An 18,917-nucleotide genomic window follows, 5' to 3' on the forward strand; every position below is an offset into this window, starting at 1 on the left:
CAGTCCGAGCAGGGGCGGCCCGAAGAAAGGAAGGCCGACATGAGCCCCCCGATGGTGCCGGTCGAGGCCGAAGCCGACATACTCGCCGAGCTCCGGCGGCTGCGGGCCCGCGTGCCCCAGCTCACCGGAGTCCTCGCCGCGAGCGCGGACGGGCTGGTGCTCGCCCAGGAGAGCGCCGCCGGGGAGGCCGAGTCCCTCGCGGCCCTGACCGCCGCCGCGCTCGGAGTGGCCCAGCGGCTCAGCGACTGCACCGGCCAGGGCGGCTTCCGGGAACTGCTCGTGCGCGGCGAGCACGGGTACGTCGCCACCTACGCGGCGGGGGACGCGGCCGTCCTCACCCTGATCGCGGAGCCGCGCGTCAACGTCGGCCGCCTCCACCTGGAGGCCCGGCGCTCCAGCCTGCGCATCACCGAGCTCATAGACGACACCCTCGCCCGCCGGGGCCCCGCGGCGCGGCCCGTCGGCACCCTGCCCCCGGGCCGCACCCCGGACCGCCCCTGACCTTCTCCGGCAGCAAACGAGCCGTACACGAAAGCACACCATCCGGCCCGTACCGATACGGGCGACAGTGGAAAGAGGAAGAAGTCCATGATCAACGTCGAGACCGCTCTCAAGGAAGCCGCCGGCATCGAGGGGACCCTCGGTGCGGCCCTCGTCGACTACGGCAGCGGCATGCCGCTGGGGACCGTCGGCGGGAACAAGGAACTGGACCTGTCGGTGGCCGCCGCGGGCAACACGGACGTGGTCCGCGCCAAGGTCCGGACGATGGAGATGCTCGGCCTGAAGGACGAGATCGAGGACATCCTGATCACGCTCGGCAGCCAGTACCACCTGATCAGGCTGCTGAAGGGGCGCGCCGGCGAAGGTTTCTTCCTCTACCTCGCGCTCGACCGCAACCGGGCCAACCTCGCGATGGCGCGACTGCAGCTGAAGAAGATCGAAGCCGATCTGGACATCTGACGGCAGCCCTGGGGACCGTGACGGCGCGGTGGCGGACGGCGGAATTCTTTGCCGTCCGCCCCGGCGGTCCTTGGGGATATGTCCGGGATGGGCGGACTTTATCATCTCGTTACAGAGTAGGATGCTCTCATCAGCTGATCTTTCGCCCCCGTCGACAAAGCCAGAATGCTGGAGAACCCGTCACCCATGCCCCCGCGCCTGAGCATCGTCGTACCCGTCTACAACGTCGAGCTCTACCTCGATGAGTGCCTGGAATCCATAGCAGCTCAGACGTTCGACGACTTCGAGGTCGTCTGCGTCGACGACGGGTCCACCGACACCAGTGCGGTGATCGCCAAGGCCTTCGCCGAGCGTGACGCGCGCTTCCGCGTGGTCCTCCAGGAGAACGCCGGCCTCGGCGCCGCGCGGAACGTGGGCTTCCGCCACGCGGACCCCGGCAGCGAGTACATCGCCTTCGTCGACAGCGACGACACCATGCCGGCGTACGCCTACCAGCGGATGATCGACTCCCTCGACGAGACCGGCTCCGACTTCGCCGCCGGCAACGTCACGCGTTTCCGCTCCGTCGGCATGCAGCAGTCCTGGGGCCACCGGGTCGCGTTCGCGAACGACCGTCCCAAGACCCACATCTCCAAGTTCCCGGCGCTGGTCACCGACCGCACCGCGTGGAACAAGGTCTACCGGCGCGACTTCTGGGAAGAGCACGGCTTCCAGTACCCCGAGGGCATCCTCTACGAGGACGCCCCGGTCAGCGTCCCCGCGCACTACTTCGCCAAGAGCGTCGACGTGATCAGCGACGTCGTCTACCACTGGCGGGTCCGCGAGACCGGCGAGCGCTCCATCACCCAGCGCTCCACCGACCCGGTCTCCGTCATCGACCGCGTCACCTCCGTACGGCTGGTCCGCGAGGCCCTGCTCGCCAAGCCGGGCGAGAAGTACGCCCGCTACCTGCGCGACTACGACCACAACGTGCTCAGCGAGGAACTGCCCCTCATCTACAAGTACGTCGACGAGGGCGGCCCCGAGTTCCGCGCGGCGTTCGTCAAGGAGGTCGGCGGCCTCATCCGGGAGATCGGCACCGGCCCCTGGAGCGAGCTGACCGTCGCCGACCGGCTCAAGGCCTTCCTCGCCCGCGAGGGCCGCGTCGAGGAGTTCATCGCCCTCACGCGCCACCAGCGCGACTTCAGCTACAGCGTGCCGGTCAAGGGACTGGCCCGCCCGCAGGCCGACTACCCCTTCCTCAAGGCGCCGGTACCCCCCAAGCTGCTGACCCTCGGCACGCGCGAGCGCCGCGTCGTCAGCCGCCTGGAGCAGGCGGTCTGGAGCGACGGCAAGCTGCTGCTGCGCGGCTACGCCCTGCCCGGCCACCTGGGCGCGGAGAGCCGCCTGGGCTCCCGCAAGATGCTGGTCTTCCGCGAGCAGGGCAAGCGCCGCCGCACCGTCGTCAGCACCCGCACCGTCGCCTCCCCGATGGCCACGGTGAACACCCCGCACCTCGCCCTGCGGCACGCCGACTGGGCCGGCTTCACCGCCGTCGTCGACCCCACCGTCTTCCAGTCGGGCGGCAAGTGGCACGACGGCATATGGACCACCTCCATCGCCGTCACCGGCGCCGGAGGCCTCCACCGCGCCCGCCTCAGGGGCGGCGAGCACGACAGCGGGATGAACCCGCCGGCCTACTGGGCCACCCCCGACGTCCGCGTCCTGCCGACCGTCGCGGGCTCCCTCACCATCCAGGTCGAGGTGGTCCGGGCCCGCGTCCTCGACGTCGTCCGCCGCGACGACGCCCTCGAACTCGTCGGCGAGCTCGCCGCCGAGGTCGGCGAAGGCGTCACCCTCCACGCCCTGCACGCCCTCACCGGCACCGCCGTCAGCGTCCCGCTGACCACCGGAGCCGCCAAGGCCGGCGGCCGGACCCCCTTCACCGCGGTCGTCCCGCTCGCCGAGCTGGCCGCCGTACCCGCCGCCGAGACCAAGCCCGGCGGGTGGACCCCCGAGCCGTGGAACCTCACCGTGGTCCGCGCCGACGGCACCAGCCACCCGCTGGCCCATGACGAGCGAGGCGGCTTCAACGGCCTCGTCGCACCGCTGCCCGGCACCGCCGGCGAGCGCGCCGTCTTCGCCAAGCGCGGCACCGGCGGACACCTCGTCCTCTCCGTCCAGCCCACCCCGCCGCTGGTCGACACCGTCACCGCCCGCGAGGGCCGGCTGACCCTGGGCGGCGTCTTCCACGCCCCGGACGCCACCGCCGGCGACGCCTACGAACTGGTCCTGCACGACCAGCACGGCACGGAGTTCACCTACCCCGTCACCCGGGACGGCGACCGCTTCGAGGCCTCCTTCGAGCCGGTGCTGCCCGAGCCCTACGCCGGCCGCACCACCCTCCCGCAGGGCCGCTGGTGGCCCACCCTGCGCCCGGCCGCGCAGGGCGGCACCACCGCGGGCCTCCTCGGCGTCGAGCGCGGCGCGCCCGTCCAGCTGATCGCGCCCGCCCTGAACGGCGGCCCGTACGCCGTGACGGTCCTCGGCCGCCGGATGCGCGTCGAAGCACGCCTGCGCGACCGCATGGTCCTGGTCTCCGACCCGCTGGTGAGCCCGCACGACCGCTCCCGCCACGCCCAGCGCATCGCCCGCGACGAGACCTACCCGGCCCAGCGCCGGCTGCCGGTCAAGGACATGGTCGTCTACGACACCTTCCAGGGGCACGGCGCCGGCGACTCCCCCCGCGCCATCCACGAGGAGCTGGTGCGCCGGGGCGAGAAGCTGGAGCACGTCTGGCTGGTCCGCGACGGCCGCGCCGAGGTCCCCGCGACCGCCCGCGCCGTCCAGTACGACAGCCTGGAGGCCTGGGAGGTGCTGGCGCGCGCCCGGTACTACGTCGTCAACGACAGCGTGCCGTCGCACTTCACGCGCCGCCCCGGCCAGACCGTCGTCCAGACCTGGCACGGCACGCCGCTCAAGCAGATCGGCTACGACTTCACGCACGACTACTACACCAGCCCCGAGGTGCTGGAGGGCCTGGAGCACGACAGCGCCCAGTGGACGCTGCTGGCCTCGCCGAGCTCGTACGCCACCCCCGTCCTCAAGCGGGCCCTCGGCTACAAGGGCGAGGTCATCGAGGCCGGCGCCCCGCGCACGGACGCCCTCGTCCGCCCGGACGCCGAGCGCGTCGCCGAGGTCCGGCGGCGCCTCGGCCTGCCGGAGGGCAAGAAGGTCGTCCTGTACATGCCCACCTGGCGGGAGAACCGCGAGGGCTTCAGCGGCGGCTACAAGCTCGACTTGCGGATCGACTTGGACGCGGCCCGCCGCGAACTGGGCGAGGACCACGTCCTGCTGGTCCGCGGCCACTACCGGGTCACCGAGCAGGTCCGCGACGGGGTGCGCGACGGTTTCGTCGTCGACGTCTCCCGCTGGCCCGACGCCACCGACCTGCTGCTCGTCGCCGACGTCCTGATCTCGGACTACTCCTCCGCGCTCTGCGACTTCGCGCTGACCGACCGGCCGATCCTGCTGTTCACGTACGACTACGCGCACTACCGCGACACCCTGCGCGGCTTCACCTTCGACCTGGCGGAGAAGGCCCCCGGCCCGCTGCTCACGGACACGGCGGCGCTGATCGCCGCCGTGCGCGACGCCGACGCACTGGGCGCCGAGTACGCGGAGGCGCGGGCCGCCTTCCGCGCCGAGTTCTGCGACCTCGACGACGGCCGCGCGACCGAGCGGGTCGTCGACCGCATGCTGGAGCTGTAGCCCGCGCGGGTGAACGTACGGACCGGTCCCGCGCCCCCCGATGAGTTTCGGGCGCGGGACCGGTCTGTAGGTGAGGGACGGCGTTCCAGCCCCCCCGCACCCACCCGCCCGGAGGCAGTCATGACCACCAGGGGTTTCACCACGTGCCTGTGGTTCGACGGCGAAGCGGAGGCCGCCGCCGACTACTACCTTTCCGTCTTCAAGGACGGCCGGATCCTGCGTACCGTCCGCTACACCGAGGCGGGCCCCGGTCCGGCCGGCACGGTGCTGACCGTCGAGTTCGAGATCAACGGCCAGAAGTTCGTCGGGCTGAACGGCGGCCCCGAGTTCCGCTTCAGCGAGGCCGTCTCCTTCCAGATCCACTGCTCCGACGAACCGGAAGCGGACCACTACTACGACGCGCTCACCCGGGACGGCGGCGAGGAGTCCGCCTGCGGCTGGGTCAAGGACCGGTTCGGGGTCTCCTGGCAGGTCATCCCGCCCGGCGCCGTCGAGCTGATCGGCGACGCGGACCCGGGCCGGGCCGCCCGCGCGACGGCCGCCATGCTCGGCATGAAGAAGCTGGACGTCGCCGAGATGCGCCGGGCGGCCGACGCCGGGTAGGCGGCGTCAGGCGTACCGGGCCAGGAGGGCCGGGAGGGCGGTGCCGATCGGTTCGCGGATCAGCTCGTCGGCCAACGGGTCGTACGGGGTCTCCTCCGCGTTGACGATGATCAGCCGCGCCCCGGCCTCGGCCGCCATCCCGGCGAGCGAGGCGGCCGGCTGGACCTGGAGGGTGGTCCCGACCGCGATGAACACCTGGCACCCCTTCGCCACGGCCACCGCCTGCGCGAGCACCTCGGTGTCCAGGTGTTGGCCGAACATCACCGTCGCCGTCTTCAGGATCCCGCCGCAGGCCAGGCAGGCGGGATCCGGTTCCCCGGCGGCGACCCGGGCCAGCGCCTCCTCCGTGCCCGACCGGGCGCCGCAGCCGGTGCAGAGCACCTCCCGCGCCGTCCCGTGCAGCTCGAACACCTTCCGCGCCGGCATCCCGGCGAGCTGGTGCAGGCCGTCCACGTTCTGTGTGATCACCCGCACCGGGGTGCCGGAACGCTCCAGCCCGGCCACCGCCGCGTGCGCCGCGTTCGGGCGGGGGGCGAGGGACCACAGCTCGGCGCGCATCAGCCAGGAGCGGCGGCGGATCTCCGGGTCGGCCATGTAGTAGTCGTACGTCACGAGCTTCTCGGCGTCCGGATCGCGCCGCCACAACCCCTGCGGCCCCCGGTAGTCCGGAATCCCGGAATCGGTCGACATCCCGGCCCCACTGAACACTGCGACAAGCGGCTTCCCCATGCGCCGACCCTAGGCGGAACCCGCCCGCCGGGGCGAGCGGATTACGGTCCGGCCGCCGGTCGGCGCACCGGGAGGGTCGTTTCTGCGGTGAATCTCCACGCCCACCGGAGTGAGCCCGCGCCGCGCCCCTGCCCCCCGGCGGGAGCGGGCGGCTACAAACCGGACATGACCCTCGTCCCGCACCGTGCCGGCACCCTGCTGCTCGCGCTGTCCGCCTCCCTGCTCCCCCTCGTCGCGGCGTCGGTCCCGGCGGCCGCCCTCACCGACCCCGTGCCCCGCTGGGCCCGCCACCACCACACCGCCGAGGAGATCACCCGCTTCCTCACCGCCTTCTACGGGGACCACGGCCCCTCCGCGCGGGACCGCAGCGAGCGGATCTCGCAGCAGCTCAAGGAGAAACAGGCCCACAGCCCGGACGCCGACGTGGTGCTCTGCGCCCCCGGCGTCCCCCGGGACATCTCCATCGGCCCGGCCACGGTCGCGCAGACGGCCGGCGTCGGCTGGGCCACCGTCACCACCACCTGGGACTCCGGAGCCACCGACACCTTCACCGCGTACGTCCGCCTCGACTCCCGGCCGATCGCCCTCGACGACGTGATCTGCGCGGGCTGATCCGTAGGGTGGGGGGATGAATCCGGCCACCACCCTCACCGTCCTCTACTGCCGCGACCCGCTCGACGAGCGCCGGCCCGACGCCCACTTCGCGGCCGAGGCCCGGCAACTGCGCACCGCCGGCGGGTCCGTCGCGCTCGTCGACCACGACGCCCTGCTGGCCGGGGACGCCGAACGGGCGGTGGACCGGGTCCCCGCCGGGGCGGGGGCCGTCTGGTACCGGGGCTGGATGGTGCCCGCCGAGCGGTACGCCGGCCTCGACGCGGCGCTGCGCGGGCGCGGCGCCCGGCTGTCCGTCACCCCCGGGGACTACCGGCGCGCCCACGAACTGCCCGGCTGGTACGAGACGTTCGCCGCGCTGACGCCCGCCAGCCGCTGGCTGCCCGCCGCCCCGCGCGAGACCCCGGACGGGGAGCGGCTCGCGGAGCTGGCCGCCGCCCTCCCGGCCGGGCCGGGCATCGTCAAGGACTACGTGAAGTCCCGCAAGCACGAGTGGCACGAGGCCTGCCACCTCCCCGACCTCGCCGACGGCCCCGCCGTGCGCCGCGTGGTGGGCCGCTTCGTGGATCTCCAGGACGAGTTCCTCGCGGGCGGCATCGTCCTGCGCGCCTTCGAGCGCTTCACCGGCCCCGAGGTCCGCGTCTGGTGGTACGAGGGGGAACCCCGGCTGGTCACCCCCCATCCGGACGGCCCGGAGCACACCGGACCGGCCGCCGCCCTGCCCGGCGGGTCCGCGCTCGCACCGGTCCGGGCGGCCGTCGGGGAGCTGGGCTGCCGCTTCGTCACCACGGACCTCGCGCTCCGCGAGGACGGGGTCTGGAGGGTCGTCGAGGTGGGCGACGGACAGGTCAGCGATCTCCATCCGGCCGTCGACCCGGCCGCCCTCACCGCGCTGCTGACGGCTGGTTAGCGCCCCTGCGCCGGAGCCTGCCGTTCTGGTACAACACCGCCCATGACGGGATTCGAGATCACCGGCGCGAGCGCCGCCGACATGGAACTGCTGCGCACCTGGGCGGACCAGGAGGGCTGGAACCCGGGGGACAGCGACCGCTTCGCCTTCGCGGTCGCCGACCCGGGCGGCTTCCTCGTCGGGCGCCGCGACGGGGACCCGGTGGCCTGCATCTCCGCCGTGCGCTACGGCGCCGGCTTCGGCTTCATCGGCTTCTACATCGCCCGGCCCGACGTACGCGGCCAGGGGTACGGCATCCGGCTGTGGCACGCCGGCATGGACCGGCTCCGGGGCCGGCTCGTCGGGCTGGACGGGGTGGTCGAGCAGCAGGACAACTACCGCAAGTCCGGGTTCCGTTCCGCCTGGACGACCATGCGCTACGAGGGTGTGCCCCGGCCCGGCGCGGACGACGGCGTCACCGTCGTGGACGCGGCCGCGCTGCCGTTCGGGAGCCTCGCCGCCTACGACCGGCGCTTCTTTCCCGAGGCGCGCGACGCCTTCCTCTCCGCCTGGACCTCGCTGCCCGGCCGGACGGCCCTCGCGGCCGTCAGGGACGGCCGGGTCGAGGGCCTCGGCGTGGTCCGGCCGTGCAGCGGGGCCTCCCGCATCGGCCCCCTCTACGCCGCCACCCCGGAGGTGGCGGCCGCCCTGGTGCGGCGGCTCGCCGGGCAGGTCCCCGGCGGGGAGGTGGCCGTGGACGTGCCCGGCGCGAACCCGGCGGCGAACGCGATGGCGGAGGCGCTGGGCCTGACCCCGGCCTTCGAGACGGCCCGCATGTACACCGGCGAGCCGCCGGAGGCCGAGCTGGCCGGGCTGTACGGGATCACCAGCCTCGAACTGGGCTGACGGGGGCGGCGCGGCCCGGCGCGGCGCGGCCCGGGGGCGGCGGGGCTCAGATGCCGAAGAGCACCCCGGTGGTGCTGCGCAGCCCGCACGGGTTGCCGAAGGTGTACGTGTAGCTCAGCTTGCGCCCCTGCCACACGCCCTCGGCGGTGACCGTCACCGGGTTCCACTCCCGGGTGCACGCGGTGTCGGGGCGGGGCGCCGCCAGGGCGTCCAGCGAGGCCCCGGTGGCCCGCAGTTCGGCGCAGGCCGCCGCCGGGTCCGGGTGCGTGCCGCCCGGGCGCGGCGCGCACACCAGGGTGGCCGCGCGCAGCACCGTTCCGTTGGCGGTGTCCTCGCCGGCCGTCACGCTGACCACGAGCGCGGACGGCGCGTACAGCCGCTGCGCCCCGGCCGGTGCCGCGTCGGCGGCTCCGGTGCCGGCGAGCGCGGTCAGGGCGGTGAGGGCCATTGCTCCGGAAGCCAGTCCCAGACTCCTGGTGATGGACCGCATTGCGAACACTCCTCGGGTCGGCGTTTCGGATAACGGACGGGAGTCTTGCCCATCCACGGCGTGAACGCCCGTTCGTACCGCTGTTTTCCGTCACCGATCGTAAGCTCATGAGTGCAGTCCGCAGCCGCCTCCCTCGCCGTGACCTGTGAAGGAGGGATTCCGGGAAACGGCCGAACACGCCTGCCCGAAAGGCCGGGCCGCGCTCAGAGGCCCGCCCCCGCTCGCGGGGAGTAGAGGTCGAGGAGCCGGTTGCGGGTCTGCTGGAGCCGCACGGCGAGCACCCGTCCGACCCAGTGCCCGATCGCGGAGCCGAAGGCCGGATCGGCGTCCATGAGCATCCGGACGGTCGCGCCGTCGAACTCGTAGGCGCGTACCGGGGTCATGGCCTCGGCGCTCAGCTGCCACACGTACGGCGGGAACAGCCACGACCAGCCCACGAGCTCCCCGGGGCCGAGGCTCTCGACGGGGGCCGGGGTGCGGCGGCCGGGCAGCGGGACCTCAAGGGTCACCGTCCCGGAGCGCACGATCCAGAAGGCCTGCGCGGGGCCGCCTTCGTCGAAGAGCGGTGCGCCTTCGGGGAAGTTGACCTCACGGGCGTGGGACATCAGCCGGCCGCGGTGCTCGGCTGAGAGCACGGCGGCGATCCGGATGGGGGAAGGTGTGCTCACGACGGCCTCCGATCACGACCCCCCACAACCCTCTGGTCCCCCCAGTGTCGCCGACCCGGGCCCGGAACAGGGCATGCCGGGACGCGGACACGGTCGGTCCTCCGCCGTCCACCCAGGGTGGCGGACGACGGCCGGGCTTGTCCCGAGCGTCGCCCGCAGCCGGGCGGAAGAAACCCTTCCGGAGCGTTCCGGGGGCTACTCCTCGGCACTGGCCTCCAGGCAGGCCAGTTCCATCGCGTCGAGCACCGCCTCGTGGCTGCGCCCGCTCAGCTCCGCGACGTTCTCGATCTGCGCGGTCGCCCAGGCGGCCAGGGTCATCACCAGCACCCGCAGGCCGTCCGTGCCGTGGTCGTCGAAGATCGCGTCGGCGACCGTCATCGCGTCCTCGGGGACCTGCTCCGGGGGCTCCAGCCCGGCCAGGCCGCGCAGCATCGCCAGGGTGCGGCGGGAGATCTCCGGAGTGATCCTCGCCAGTCGCATGTCTTCTTCGTCGTCCATCAGCCCCGCCCTCCGTCGCCGGCCCTGCCCTCAGGGCACGGTAGAGGCGCGCGGCCCGGCGTGGGGCGGTTTTGGCCCGGTGGCCGTGTGTGAGGGGATGGCCCGAGACTGCCGGAATTGACGCTTCCGGGTCGGGTCCTCCCCGGCGGCACCGCCGCGCCGCTCCCCGCCCGCGGCCCGAACCGGCCGGTGCGGCGGGTGCGTTCGGCATCCTGCGGGTCAAGTGTGGTGACCGGCGCGGTGATTCGCCCTAGGGTGCGCCCGTACGGACGTACACACGAACGCCCGGACACCGCTGTACCGGCAGCGCGGTACGGCGGTGCGACGGACGACGAACTGGGGGGTTCATGCGCAGATCCAGAGGCCTGGCGGCCGCTCTCGTCCTGGCACTGGCCGGCACCGGCACCGCGGCCGGCCTCGGCCTCGTCCCGCGGGCGGCGGCCATCACCCCGCCCGTGGCCTTCACCGCGGACCCGCTGGCCACCTGGCAGCCCAACGGCGTCGTCTGGGCCCTCGCCGAGGCGGGCGGCACGGTCTTCGCCGGCGGCACCTTCTCGGCGGTCCGCCCGCCCGCGGGGGCGCCCGGCGCCGAACGCCAGGCGGTCAACTTCGCCGCCTTCGACGCCGCTACCGGCGCGCCGACCTCCTGCACCCTGTCCTTCACGATCGCCGGCGGCACGGCCACCGTCCGCGCCCTCGCCGTCTCGCCGGACAAGAAGACCCTCTACGCGGGCGGCTACTTCGGCGCGGTCAACGGCACCCCGGTCTCCAGCATCGCCGCCGTCGACGTGGCCACCTGCACCGTGAAGCCCTCCTTCCGCCCGGCCTTCGCTGCCACCGTCCGGGCCATCGCCGTCACCGGCGACACCGTCTACGCGGGCGGCGACTTCCTCACCGTCGCGGGCCAGCCGCGGCAGCGCCTCGCCGCCGTCGCCACCGCCGACGGGGCGCTGCGCCCCTTCCGGGCCGACGCCGACGAGCCGGTCCGCGCCGTCGAGGTCACCCCGGACGGGAGGAACGTCCTGCTCGGCGGGGACTTCTTCACCGTCAACGGGACGAACACGCACGCGCTGGCCGTGGTCGACGCCGCCAGCGGTGCCCTCACCAAGGGCTACCCCGGCTTCATCGAGACCCACTCGGTCGTCAAGGACATCGCCACCGACGCCACCGGCTTCTACACCGCCAACGAGGGCACCGGCGGCGGTGTCTTCGACGGCCGCATCGCCCTCGACCTGGCCGGCTTCGGCCAGCGCTGGCGCGACACCTGCCTGGGCGCCACCCAGGCCGTCCTGCCGTACCAGAACGTCCTCTACAGCGCCTCGCACGCGCACGACTGCTCCGGCGTCGGCGAGTTCCCCGACGGGCAGCGCCACCACCTGCTGGCGCAGCCGACCACGGGCACCGGCAAGCTGGGCTGGTCCCCCGACACCAACGACGGCATCGGCGAGGGCATCGGCCCGCGCGTGATGACCGTGGGCGCCAAGTCGGGCGTCCCCTACCTGTGGGTCGGCGGGGAGTTCACCACCGTCAACGGGGCGGCGCAGCAGAGCCTGACGCGCTTCTCCTCCGCCAACGACACGGGCGCGCCCACGGTTCCCGTGGCGAGCGCGGCGAGCGTCGCGCCGGGCGAGGTCCAGGTGCGCTGGCGGACCAGCCTCGACCTGGACGACAGTGCGCTGACCTACCGGATCCACCGCGACGGCTCGCCCACCCCGATCGCCACGGTGACCGCCGACTCGCTGTTCTTCAAGAGGCCGCAGGCCTCCTGGACGGACACCACCGCCCAGGCCGGCCGGACGTACACCTACCGGGTGACGGCGGCCGACGCGGCGGGCAACGTCAGCGTCCCGTCCGCCCCGGCCACCGTCACGGTCCCGGTCTCCGCCGAGGCCTACCCGAACCAGGTCCGCGCGGACGGCGCCCAGCTGTACTGGCGCTACGACGACGCGGTCCTGCCGTTCGCGGCGGACTCCTCGGCCGCCGGGAACCAGGCGGGCGTCCACCACAACGGCCCGGCCCTGCGCCAGTCGCCCGGCGCGGTGGCCGGCGCGAGCACGGCGATCGGCTTCAACGGCACGAACGCCCACGTCTACGGCGACCGCCGGCAGACCGTGGGCGCCACCTACAGCATCGAGACCTGGTTCAAGACGAACACCACGCAGGGCGGCAAGCTCGTCGGCTTCGGCAACCAGCAGACCAACGGCAGCAGTCAGTACGACAAGCACATCTACATGACCAACGACGGCCGGCTGGTCTACGGCGTCTACACCGGAGCCACCCGGACCATCACCACGGCCGCCGCGTACAACGACGACAAGTGGCACCACGTCGTCGCGACCCAGGGCCCCGGCGGCATGACCCTGTACGTGGACGGCGTCCAGAAGGGCACCCTCCCCGTCACCACCCACGAGAACTTCGCGGGCTACTGGCGCACCGGCTTCGACGGCCTCGGCGGCTGGCCGGACCGCCCCGCCGCCGAGCACTGGGCGGGCCGGCTCGACGAAACCGCCGTCTACCCGGGCGTCCTGAGCGCGGCGCAGGTGCGGAACCACTTCGCCCTCGCCTCCGCCCCGGCCGACTCGGTCGTCCGGCTCACGGCGGCCGAGGACACGTACGCCAACGCGGGCGCCCCGGGCACCAACTACGGGACCTCCGGCTCCCTGGCCGTGCGCGGCACCCCGCTGTACGCGAGCTACCTGCGCTTCGACCTGCCCGCCGCACCCGCCGGGAAGGTGCTCAAGTCGGCCGCGCTGAGCGTCAAGACCAGCACCATGGCCGGCGCCGGGACCACCGACACCCTCTCGGTGGTCCCCGTCACCGGAGCCTGGTCGGAGGCCGGGACCACCCACGCCAACCGCCCCGGCACGGGCGCTCCGGCGCTCGGGAGCTTCCCCGGGATCCCGGACGGCTCGGCCGTCCACACCGCCGGGCTGGACACGGCCGCCCTCGCGGGCGCCCTGGGCGGCTCCTACAGCCTGGCGCTGACCGGCACGGGGACGGACGCCCTGTGGCTGTGGTCCTCCGAGGCGGCGGCGAACGAGGGCACGCCGCAGCTGCGGCTGACCTTCGGGGCGCCGTGACCGTACGGCCACCAGGGGGCGCGCGCCGGCCGAGGTGCGCGCCCCCTCGCGGGCAGGCGGCCCCCTGCCGAAGGGCCCCTTCCGCCGCTAGGGTCCCCCCTGTTCGCACCATCCACTGGTCCAGGGGGGAACCATCCGATGGCACGCTTACGCCTGCCCGCACCGCGCACGGCCCGCAGCGGCCCCGCCCGGCTGCTCCTCGCACTGCTCGCGGGGCTCGGCCTGGTGATGGCCGGCCCGGGCGCCGCCCACGCCTCGCAGACGGTCGAGGTCCCGGCACCCGCGCCCGGCGCCGTCTCCGCCACCTTCCGCTTCCACGGGGCCGTGGTGCCCCGGCCGTACGACCCCGATCCCACGGCCGCCACCGGCGAACGCCAGTGCCGGCTGAGGTACCACGAGTACCACCCGACGCCGGGATGCGGCGGATTCAGGCTGAGCGTGGTCCTGCACGGGGTCCGCGACACCCCCGGCTACCGGGCCGGTCTGTGGAGCACCGACGACCGCTTCCGCGCCAGCGCCGACACGGCGCGCACCTTCCGCTGCGTCCGCCCGGACGGCGGTTCCGACCACGCGGACGACGTCGTCGTGCGGACGACGGCGACCCCGCTCGCCGCCGTCTACTTCTGGGGCGACACCGGTTACGTCCTCTCCCGCCACCGCAACGACACGGGCGAGTACGGACCGGACTTCTTCCTCAACTTCCCGGCCGAGCGGATCGCCTGCCCGGCGGGCACGACGCCCAGCCAGTACGGCCTGAAGGTCACCAACCTGACGGTGGCCGTCGACGACGACAACGTCTTCGGGCACACCTCCTGGGTGCACCCGGGCGCGCTCTACGCCTGACGCCCGTGGTGCACGTGCTCCAGCACCTGCCGGAGCAGGGCGGTGACGTGCTCGTCGTGCAGTTCGTAGATCACGCTGCGCCCGTCGCGCCGGCCGCCCACCAGGTCGAGGTGGCGCAGCAGGCGCAGGTGGTTGGAGACGGTGGGCTGGCCGAGGCCGAGCGCCTCGGCCAGGCCGCCGACCGAGCACGGTGCGTGCAGGAGCCGGGCCAGGATGCGGATCCGGGCGGGTGAGGCGAGGCCCTGCATGACCTCGGCGACGGCCGCCGCGTCGGGCTCGGTGAGCACGGCTTCCACGGCTGTTTCCGCGGTCGGCTCCACGGCGGCTTCCACGGTCGGCTCCACGGCTGGTTCCATGGGGGCCACCCTAGATCGCCGGATCAGGACGTGCACACGTCTACATATTTCGATGTGCTGATATATTGATGCCATGAACAGCGTGATGCGTGACGTCGCCCGCGATGTGGCGAAGCAGGCCGGAGAGCGCGCGGAGCTGGTCAGCGCCCTGCTCGCCCTCACCGTCTACCTCACCGGACTGACCCTCCAGCTGACCGGCAACGGCGGCCCCGCCGCCACGGCCCTCTTCATGGCCGCCTACGCCTTCGGCGGGTTCTTCACCCTGCGAGAGGCCGTGGCCACCCTGCGCGAGGGCCGCTTCCAGGTCGACTTCCTGATGCTCGTCGCCGCGGCCGGAGCCGCCGCCACAGGCCGCTGGGAGGAGGGCGCCGTCCTCCTGGTCCTCTTCAGCCTCGGCCACGCCCTGGAGGAGTACGCCATGGGCCGCGCCCGGCGCTCCATCGAGGCCCTGGGCGCCCTCGCCCCGCGCACCGCCCTGGTCCGGCGCGGCGGCGGCGAGCCCGCCGAGGTGCCCGTCGAGGAGCTCACCGTCGGCGACACCGTCCTCGTCCGCCCGCACACCCGCGTCCCGGCCGACGGCTTCGTCGCCGCCGGCGTCAGCAGCGTCGACCAGTCGCCCATCACCGGAGAGAGCGTCCCCGCCGACAAGACCCCGGTGACCGACCGCGCCGCCGCCCTGGCGGACCCCGCCGGCATCGACCCCGCCGGCCGCGTCTACGCCGGCACCGTCAACGGATCCGGTTCCCTGGACGTCGTCGTCACCCGCCTGGCCGCCGACAACACCCTCGCCCGCGTGGTCCGCATGGTCCAGGACGCCGAGGAGCGCACCTCTCCCACCCAGCGGTTCACCGACCGCTTCCAGAAGGTCTTCGTCCCCGGCGTCCTCGTCCTCGTCGCCGCCCTGCTCGGCTTCGGCGCCCTCACCGGCGAGCCCTTCACCGACACCTTCTACCGGGCCATGGCCGTCCTCGTCGCCGCCAGCCCCTGCGCCCTCGCCATCGCCACCCCGGCCGCCGTCCTCAGCGCCGTCGGCCGTGCCGCCCGCGGGGGAGTACTGGTCAAGGGCGGGGCGCCGCTGGAGGAGTTCGGCCGCCTGCGCACCCTCGCCTTCGACAAGACCGGCACCCTCACCGAGGGCCGTCCCCGCCTCACCGAGGTCGAGACCGCCGACGGAGCCGGCCGCGAGGAACTGCTCCGCACCGCCCTCGCCACCCAGCGCCTCAGCGACCACCCCCTCGCCCAGGCCGTCGTACGGGACGCCCCGGCCCTGCTGGCGGCCGCCCCGGCCGCGGCCGCCGCCGGGGCACCCGAGGCCGTCGGCCTCCGGGCCGTCATCGGCCGCGGGGTCAGCGCCGAACTCGACGGCGAGCCCGTCCACATCGGCAGCCTCTCCTACGCGGACACCCTCGCCGGCCCGCCCGTACCGGCCGCCCTGCGCGCGCGCACCGAGGAACTCGCGCGCACCGGCCGCACCACGATGCTGGTCCGCCGCGGCGACCGCTGGCTCGGCACCCTGGGCCTGATGGACGCCCCCCGGCCCGAGGCCGCCGAGACCGTCGCGGCCCTGCGCCGGCTCGGGGTGACCCGCGCCGTGATGCTCTCCGGCGACGACCAGCGCGTCGCCGACGCCGTCGGGCGCGAGGTCGGCGTGGACGAGGCCCTCGGGGGCCTGCTGCCGCAGGACAAGGTCACCGAGGTGGCCCGGCTGCGCCGCACCGCCCGCACGGCCATGATCGGCGACGGGGTCAACGACGCCCCCGCCATGGCCGGCGCCACGGTGGGCGTGGCCATGGGCGCGGCCGGTTCGGCGGTGGCCCTGGAAACCGCCGACATCGCCCTGATGTCCGACGACCTGCGCCGCCTCCCCTTCATCACCGGCCTCAGCCGCCGCGCGAGCCGCGTCATCCGGCAGAACCTGTGGCTGAGCCTGGGCATCGTCGCCGTCCTCGTCCCCGCCACCGCGCTGGGCCTGGGCATCGGCCCCGCCGTCCTGGTCCACGAGGGCTCGACGCTGGTCGTCGTGGCCAACGCCCTCCGGCTCCTGCGCCACCGGGACCCCAGCCCGGCCGCCTGACCCCGTTCGCGGTGCCGACGCGGCGGTTCACGGCCGCATGGTCACCGGCGCACCCCGGCGGGTTCCCGCCGGGGTTCGACCTCCAGGGAGCGGCGGCCACGGGGGCCCCGGTAGAGGAGGCACTCCCAGCCGTGCCGCTCCAGCTCCGCCGCACAGGCCTTCAGGCGCTCCAGCTCCTCCCCGGCGGCCCCGCCGCCGGGCGGTCCCGCCCAGGTGACCTCCACCCGGTCCGGCCCCATGGCCGCGACCCGGTAGCCGGTCCGGACGCGGTGCCCCCGGGCGTCCACCGCCGACGGCGGGAAGCCCGCCGCCTCCAGGACGAGGGCCACCGCGCGCGGCACCAGCCGGAGCTCCCACGGGGCCGGCCCGGAGGCACCGCCGCCCAGCAGCCGGCGGATCTGCAGCAGCCCCTCGTACGCCGTGCGCACTTCCGCCGCCCGACCCGGGCCGGGCGCCTCGGGCCCGTCGCCGGTCGCCGGCTCGAAGCCCTGGGGTTCCGCCACCACCGCGCCCTCCACCGTCTGAGTACCCCGGGTCCAACGGACTGAGTATCCGCCCCGATTCCCCGCCGGGCCGCCGCTGCTGGAATGGCGGCATGAACACCTCGGCACCCGCAACCCCCAGCCCCCGCCTCGGGCACGTGAGCGCCGCCGGCTCCGCGCTCGCCGTGGCGCTGGTCCCGCTCCTCGTCGGCGTGCTGATCGCCAAGGGGGTCGCCGCCGACCCGCACGCCCCGGTCAACGCCCTGATCACCGGCGGCGGCCACCGCGCCGGGCTGCCCCGCGCCGAGTGGAGCCGGCGCGGGCACGGCGCGGTGCGCCGGCTGCGGACGGCCCGCCGGCACACCGCCCGGCGCTGCGCGGCCGCCCGCGACCGCCGCCGGGCCCTCAGGAGGCCAGCGGCTCCTGGAGCTCGGTGACCCACAGCTCCCGGTCCGGCGGGCAGGCCAGCGTCAGCTCCCGGGCATACCCCGCCGAGCGGTGGCCGTTCGCGTCGATCCACCGGGCCAGGGCCTGCGCCGTCGGCAGTACGCCGTCCATCGCGCCCCGGTGCACCACGGTCGCCGCCCGCTCGACCCCGGGCAGCTCCACCACCCGCACACCGGAGCCGAGGTCCTCGGCACGGACGGCGGCGGCCACCGGGAGCCCGGCGTGCACCAGGACGGATCCCGGCTCGCCGCCGGGAGCCTCCTCGTAGTACGCCAGACCCGGACCCGTCGGAACCACCCCGGCGCTCTCCATGCGGCCGCACAGGTCCTCGTACAAGGGGCCGATGACCGGGCCGATGTCCTGCGGAGCGTAGCTGTGCGCCACTCCGGTCAGTTCCGCCAGCCGCACGGGCGGAAGGCTCTTCACGACGATCTCGTCTGCGGGCATGGTTCCCTCGCTCTCGATGGTCCGGAGCCTCGTCTCGACCCGGACCAGGCGCGCGGCCGCCTCGGCCACGGCGGTCTCCAGTTCCGCGTGCCGCAGCCGCAGCATGCCGCGCAGCTCCTCCGCGGTCACCCGCTCGTCGAGCACCGCCCCCACCTGTTCCAGGGTGAAGCCGAGCTCCTTGAGCGCGATGACGCGGTTGAGGCGGGCCAGCTGGCCCGCCTCGTACGAGCGGTACCCGGTCGCCGGGTCCACACGTGCGGGGCGCAGCAGTCCGAGGGCGTCGTAGTGCCGCAGCATGCGGACCGACACCCGGCCGTGTTTGGCGAAGTCTCCGATGGTGAACATGACGCCTTCCAGTGCACGGCCTGACACGGTGTGAGGGTCAAGTCTGCCCCGTGGCCGGCCCCGGCCGCGGCCCGGTCAGCGGCCGTACTGGCGCACGCACAGGTCCACGATCGACGGCGGCACCGCCCCCTCCGCCGCCTCGCACAGCTCCTCCCCGCGCAGCGGCCGGGGTACGGCCGGCGGCCGGGGCACGCGCAGCGGGGGCGGCTTGGGCGGTCGTGCGTGCCGGGGCACGGCGGGCTTCGCCGGCCGCTCGGCGGGCGGACGGACCCGGCGGGCGGGCGGCCGGGCCGGCGGGCCGGGCTCCGGCTCCGCTTCCGGCACCTCGCCCAGCGGCAGGGGCGGCTCCGGCGGGGGGTCATGGGCGTGGCGCGCGCCGGTGCCGTCCGGCGCGCCGGGGGCGTCCGGGGTGTCCGGGGCGTCCACGGGTGGTACGGAGCCCCGTGCCGGGCCGGTGACGCCGGACTCGGGGCCCACGGACACGCAGCCGGCGCTCGCGAGGAGCGCGAGGAGGGAGAGGGGCAGGGCGGCCCGGCGTAACTGCATCCGACCACCATGCCGTAGTCCGGGGCGGCCCGGATCCGGTGCTCACGCGTCCGGGTGATCCGGACGGCGGCCGGGCACCCGGCCCGGGCGTTGCCGAATCGATCCTTCGGAGGCGGCCGGAAACGGCCCCGGCGGTCGCAGAATGGCCGGACGCGATCGGCACGGCACGGCAGTGCGGGCGACGGGGGAGGC

At 74.5% G+C, this 18,917-nt stretch carries 19 protein-coding genes; 11 read left to right on the forward strand and 8 right to left on the reverse strand.

All coding sequences use genetic code 11. The features are described 5' to 3' along the window. Positions 1 to 51 precede the first annotated feature (51 nt). The 4 genes from AC069X_RS03495 to AC069X_RS03510 all read left to right on the forward strand — a co-directional run bounded on the left by AC069X_RS03495 (position 52) and on the right by AC069X_RS03510 (position 5,313). Complete coding sequence (locus tag AC069X_RS03495) at positions 52 to 501, forward strand: roadblock/LC7 domain-containing protein (RefSeq protein WP_478725101.1); 450 nt, start codon at positions 52 to 54, stop codon at positions 499 to 501. 87 nt (positions 502 to 588) lie between these two features. After that, positions 589 to 960, forward strand: coding sequence for a hypothetical protein (locus AC069X_RS03500; RefSeq protein WP_478724617.1), 372 nt, complete (start codon positions 589 to 591; stop codon positions 958 to 960). A 165-nt stretch (positions 961 to 1,125) separates the two neighbouring features. After that, positions 1,126 to 4,710, forward strand: a complete 3,585-nt coding sequence (locus AC069X_RS03505) for a bifunctional glycosyltransferase/CDP-glycerol:glycerophosphate glycerophosphotransferase (RefSeq protein ID WP_478724618.1) — start codon at positions 1,126 to 1,128, stop codon at positions 4,708 to 4,710. 120 nt (positions 4,711 to 4,830) lie between these two features. Beyond that, positions 4,831 to 5,313 (forward strand): VOC family protein, encoded by a 483-nt coding sequence (locus AC069X_RS03510; RefSeq protein WP_478724620.1) that lies wholly within the window; start codon positions 4,831 to 4,833, stop codon positions 5,311 to 5,313. A 6-nt stretch (positions 5,314 to 5,319) separates the two neighbouring features. On the opposite strand, the gene AC069X_RS03515 is transcribed toward AC069X_RS03510, so the two are convergent. Then, on the reverse strand, positions 5,320 to 6,042 hold the full coding sequence (locus AC069X_RS03515; protein WP_478724621.1) for an SIR2 family NAD-dependent protein deacylase: 723 nt from the start codon (positions 6,040 to 6,042) through the stop codon (positions 5,320 to 5,322). Between the two features lie 165 nt (positions 6,043 to 6,207). Here AC069X_RS03515 and AC069X_RS03520 point away from each other — a divergent pair, with 165 nt between their 5' ends. Genes AC069X_RS03520 through AC069X_RS03530 form a run of 3 tightly spaced genes read left to right on the forward strand, consistent with a single transcriptional unit; the run spans position 6,208 to position 8,449 of the window. Further along, positions 6,208 to 6,654 (forward strand): hypothetical protein, encoded by a 447-nt coding sequence (locus AC069X_RS03520; RefSeq protein WP_478724623.1) that lies wholly within the window; start codon positions 6,208 to 6,210, stop codon positions 6,652 to 6,654. Positions 6,655 to 6,670: 16 nt separating this feature from the next. Next, positions 6,671 to 7,564 carry an ATP-grasp domain-containing protein gene (locus AC069X_RS03525; protein ID WP_478724625.1) on the forward strand — a complete coding sequence of 298 codons (894 nt, stop codon included), beginning with the start codon at positions 6,671 to 6,673 and terminating at the stop codon, positions 7,562 to 7,564. A gap of 42 nt (positions 7,565 to 7,606) precedes the next feature. Then, positions 7,607 to 8,449 (forward strand): GNAT family N-acetyltransferase, encoded by an 843-nt coding sequence (locus AC069X_RS03530; protein ID WP_478724627.1) that lies wholly within the window; start codon positions 7,607 to 7,609, stop codon positions 8,447 to 8,449. Positions 8,450 to 8,495: 46 nt separating this feature from the next. Here AC069X_RS03530 and AC069X_RS03535 read toward each other — a convergent pair whose 3' ends face one another. From AC069X_RS03535 to AC069X_RS03545, 3 genes are all read right to left on the reverse strand, one after another. Further along, entirely contained in the window at positions 8,496 to 8,939 is a 444-nt protein-coding gene (locus AC069X_RS03535; protein ID WP_478724629.1) for a subtilase-type protease inhibitor, read from the reverse strand. 203 nt (positions 8,940 to 9,142) lie between these two features. Beyond that, complete coding sequence (locus AC069X_RS03540) at positions 9,143 to 9,607, reverse strand: Crp/Fnr family transcriptional regulator (RefSeq protein WP_478724631.1); 465 nt, start codon at positions 9,605 to 9,607, stop codon at positions 9,143 to 9,145. 195 nt (positions 9,608 to 9,802) lie between these two features. Continuing rightward, positions 9,803 to 10,105 (reverse strand): hypothetical protein, encoded by a 303-nt coding sequence (locus AC069X_RS03545; RefSeq protein WP_478724633.1) that lies wholly within the window; start codon positions 10,103 to 10,105, stop codon positions 9,803 to 9,805. 347 nt (positions 10,106 to 10,452) lie between these two features. Here AC069X_RS03545 and AC069X_RS03550 point away from each other — a divergent pair, with 347 nt between their 5' ends. Both AC069X_RS03550 and AC069X_RS03555 read left to right on the forward strand, forming a co-directional pair. Further along, a complete protein-coding gene (locus tag AC069X_RS03550; protein ID WP_478724635.1) occupies positions 10,453 to 13,185 on the forward strand; it encodes a DNRLRE domain-containing protein in 2,733 nt (910 codons plus the stop codon). A 138-nt stretch (positions 13,186 to 13,323) separates the two neighbouring features. Further along, a complete protein-coding gene (locus tag AC069X_RS03555) occupies positions 13,324 to 14,028 on the forward strand; it encodes a hypothetical protein (protein WP_478724637.1) in 705 nt (234 codons plus the stop codon). Here the strand turns inward: AC069X_RS03555 and AC069X_RS03560 are convergent. Then, positions 14,019 to 14,384 (reverse strand): ArsR/SmtB family transcription factor, encoded by a 366-nt coding sequence (locus AC069X_RS03560; RefSeq protein ID WP_478724639.1) that lies wholly within the window; start codon positions 14,382 to 14,384, stop codon positions 14,019 to 14,021. The genes AC069X_RS03555 and AC069X_RS03560 overlap by 10 nt on opposite strands. A 73-nt stretch (positions 14,385 to 14,457) precedes the next feature. Between AC069X_RS03560 and AC069X_RS03565 the strand changes: the two genes are divergently transcribed. Next, positions 14,458 to 16,458 (forward strand): heavy metal translocating P-type ATPase, encoded by a 2,001-nt coding sequence (locus tag AC069X_RS03565; RefSeq protein WP_478724641.1) that lies wholly within the window; start codon positions 14,458 to 14,460, stop codon positions 16,456 to 16,458. A gap of 41 nt (positions 16,459 to 16,499) precedes the next feature. On the opposite strand, the gene AC069X_RS03570 is transcribed toward AC069X_RS03565, so the two are convergent. Further along, positions 16,500 to 16,961 carry a hypothetical protein gene (locus AC069X_RS03570; protein WP_478724643.1) on the reverse strand — a complete coding sequence of 154 codons (462 nt, stop codon included), beginning with the start codon at positions 16,959 to 16,961 and terminating at the stop codon, positions 16,500 to 16,502. A 92-nt stretch (positions 16,962 to 17,053) separates the two neighbouring features. Between AC069X_RS03570 and AC069X_RS03575 the strand changes: the two genes are divergently transcribed. Next, complete coding sequence (locus AC069X_RS03575; RefSeq protein WP_478724645.1) at positions 17,054 to 17,377, forward strand: hypothetical protein; 324 nt, start codon at positions 17,054 to 17,056, stop codon at positions 17,375 to 17,377. On the opposite strand, the gene AC069X_RS03580 is transcribed toward AC069X_RS03575, so the two are convergent. Next, positions 17,346 to 18,179 (reverse strand): MerR family transcriptional regulator, encoded by an 834-nt coding sequence (locus tag AC069X_RS03580; RefSeq protein WP_478725103.1) that lies wholly within the window; start codon positions 18,177 to 18,179, stop codon positions 17,346 to 17,348. The two genes, AC069X_RS03575 and AC069X_RS03580, sit on opposite strands and share 32 nt — an antisense overlap. A 75-nt stretch (positions 18,180 to 18,254) precedes the next feature. Continuing rightward, positions 18,255 to 18,725, reverse strand: a complete 471-nt coding sequence (locus AC069X_RS03585; RefSeq protein ID WP_478724647.1) for a hypothetical protein — start codon at positions 18,723 to 18,725, stop codon at positions 18,255 to 18,257. Positions 18,726 to 18,917: the final 192 nt, after the last annotated feature.

The sequence above is a fragment of the Streptomyces sp. NPDC043896 genome, assembly GCF_056435605.1.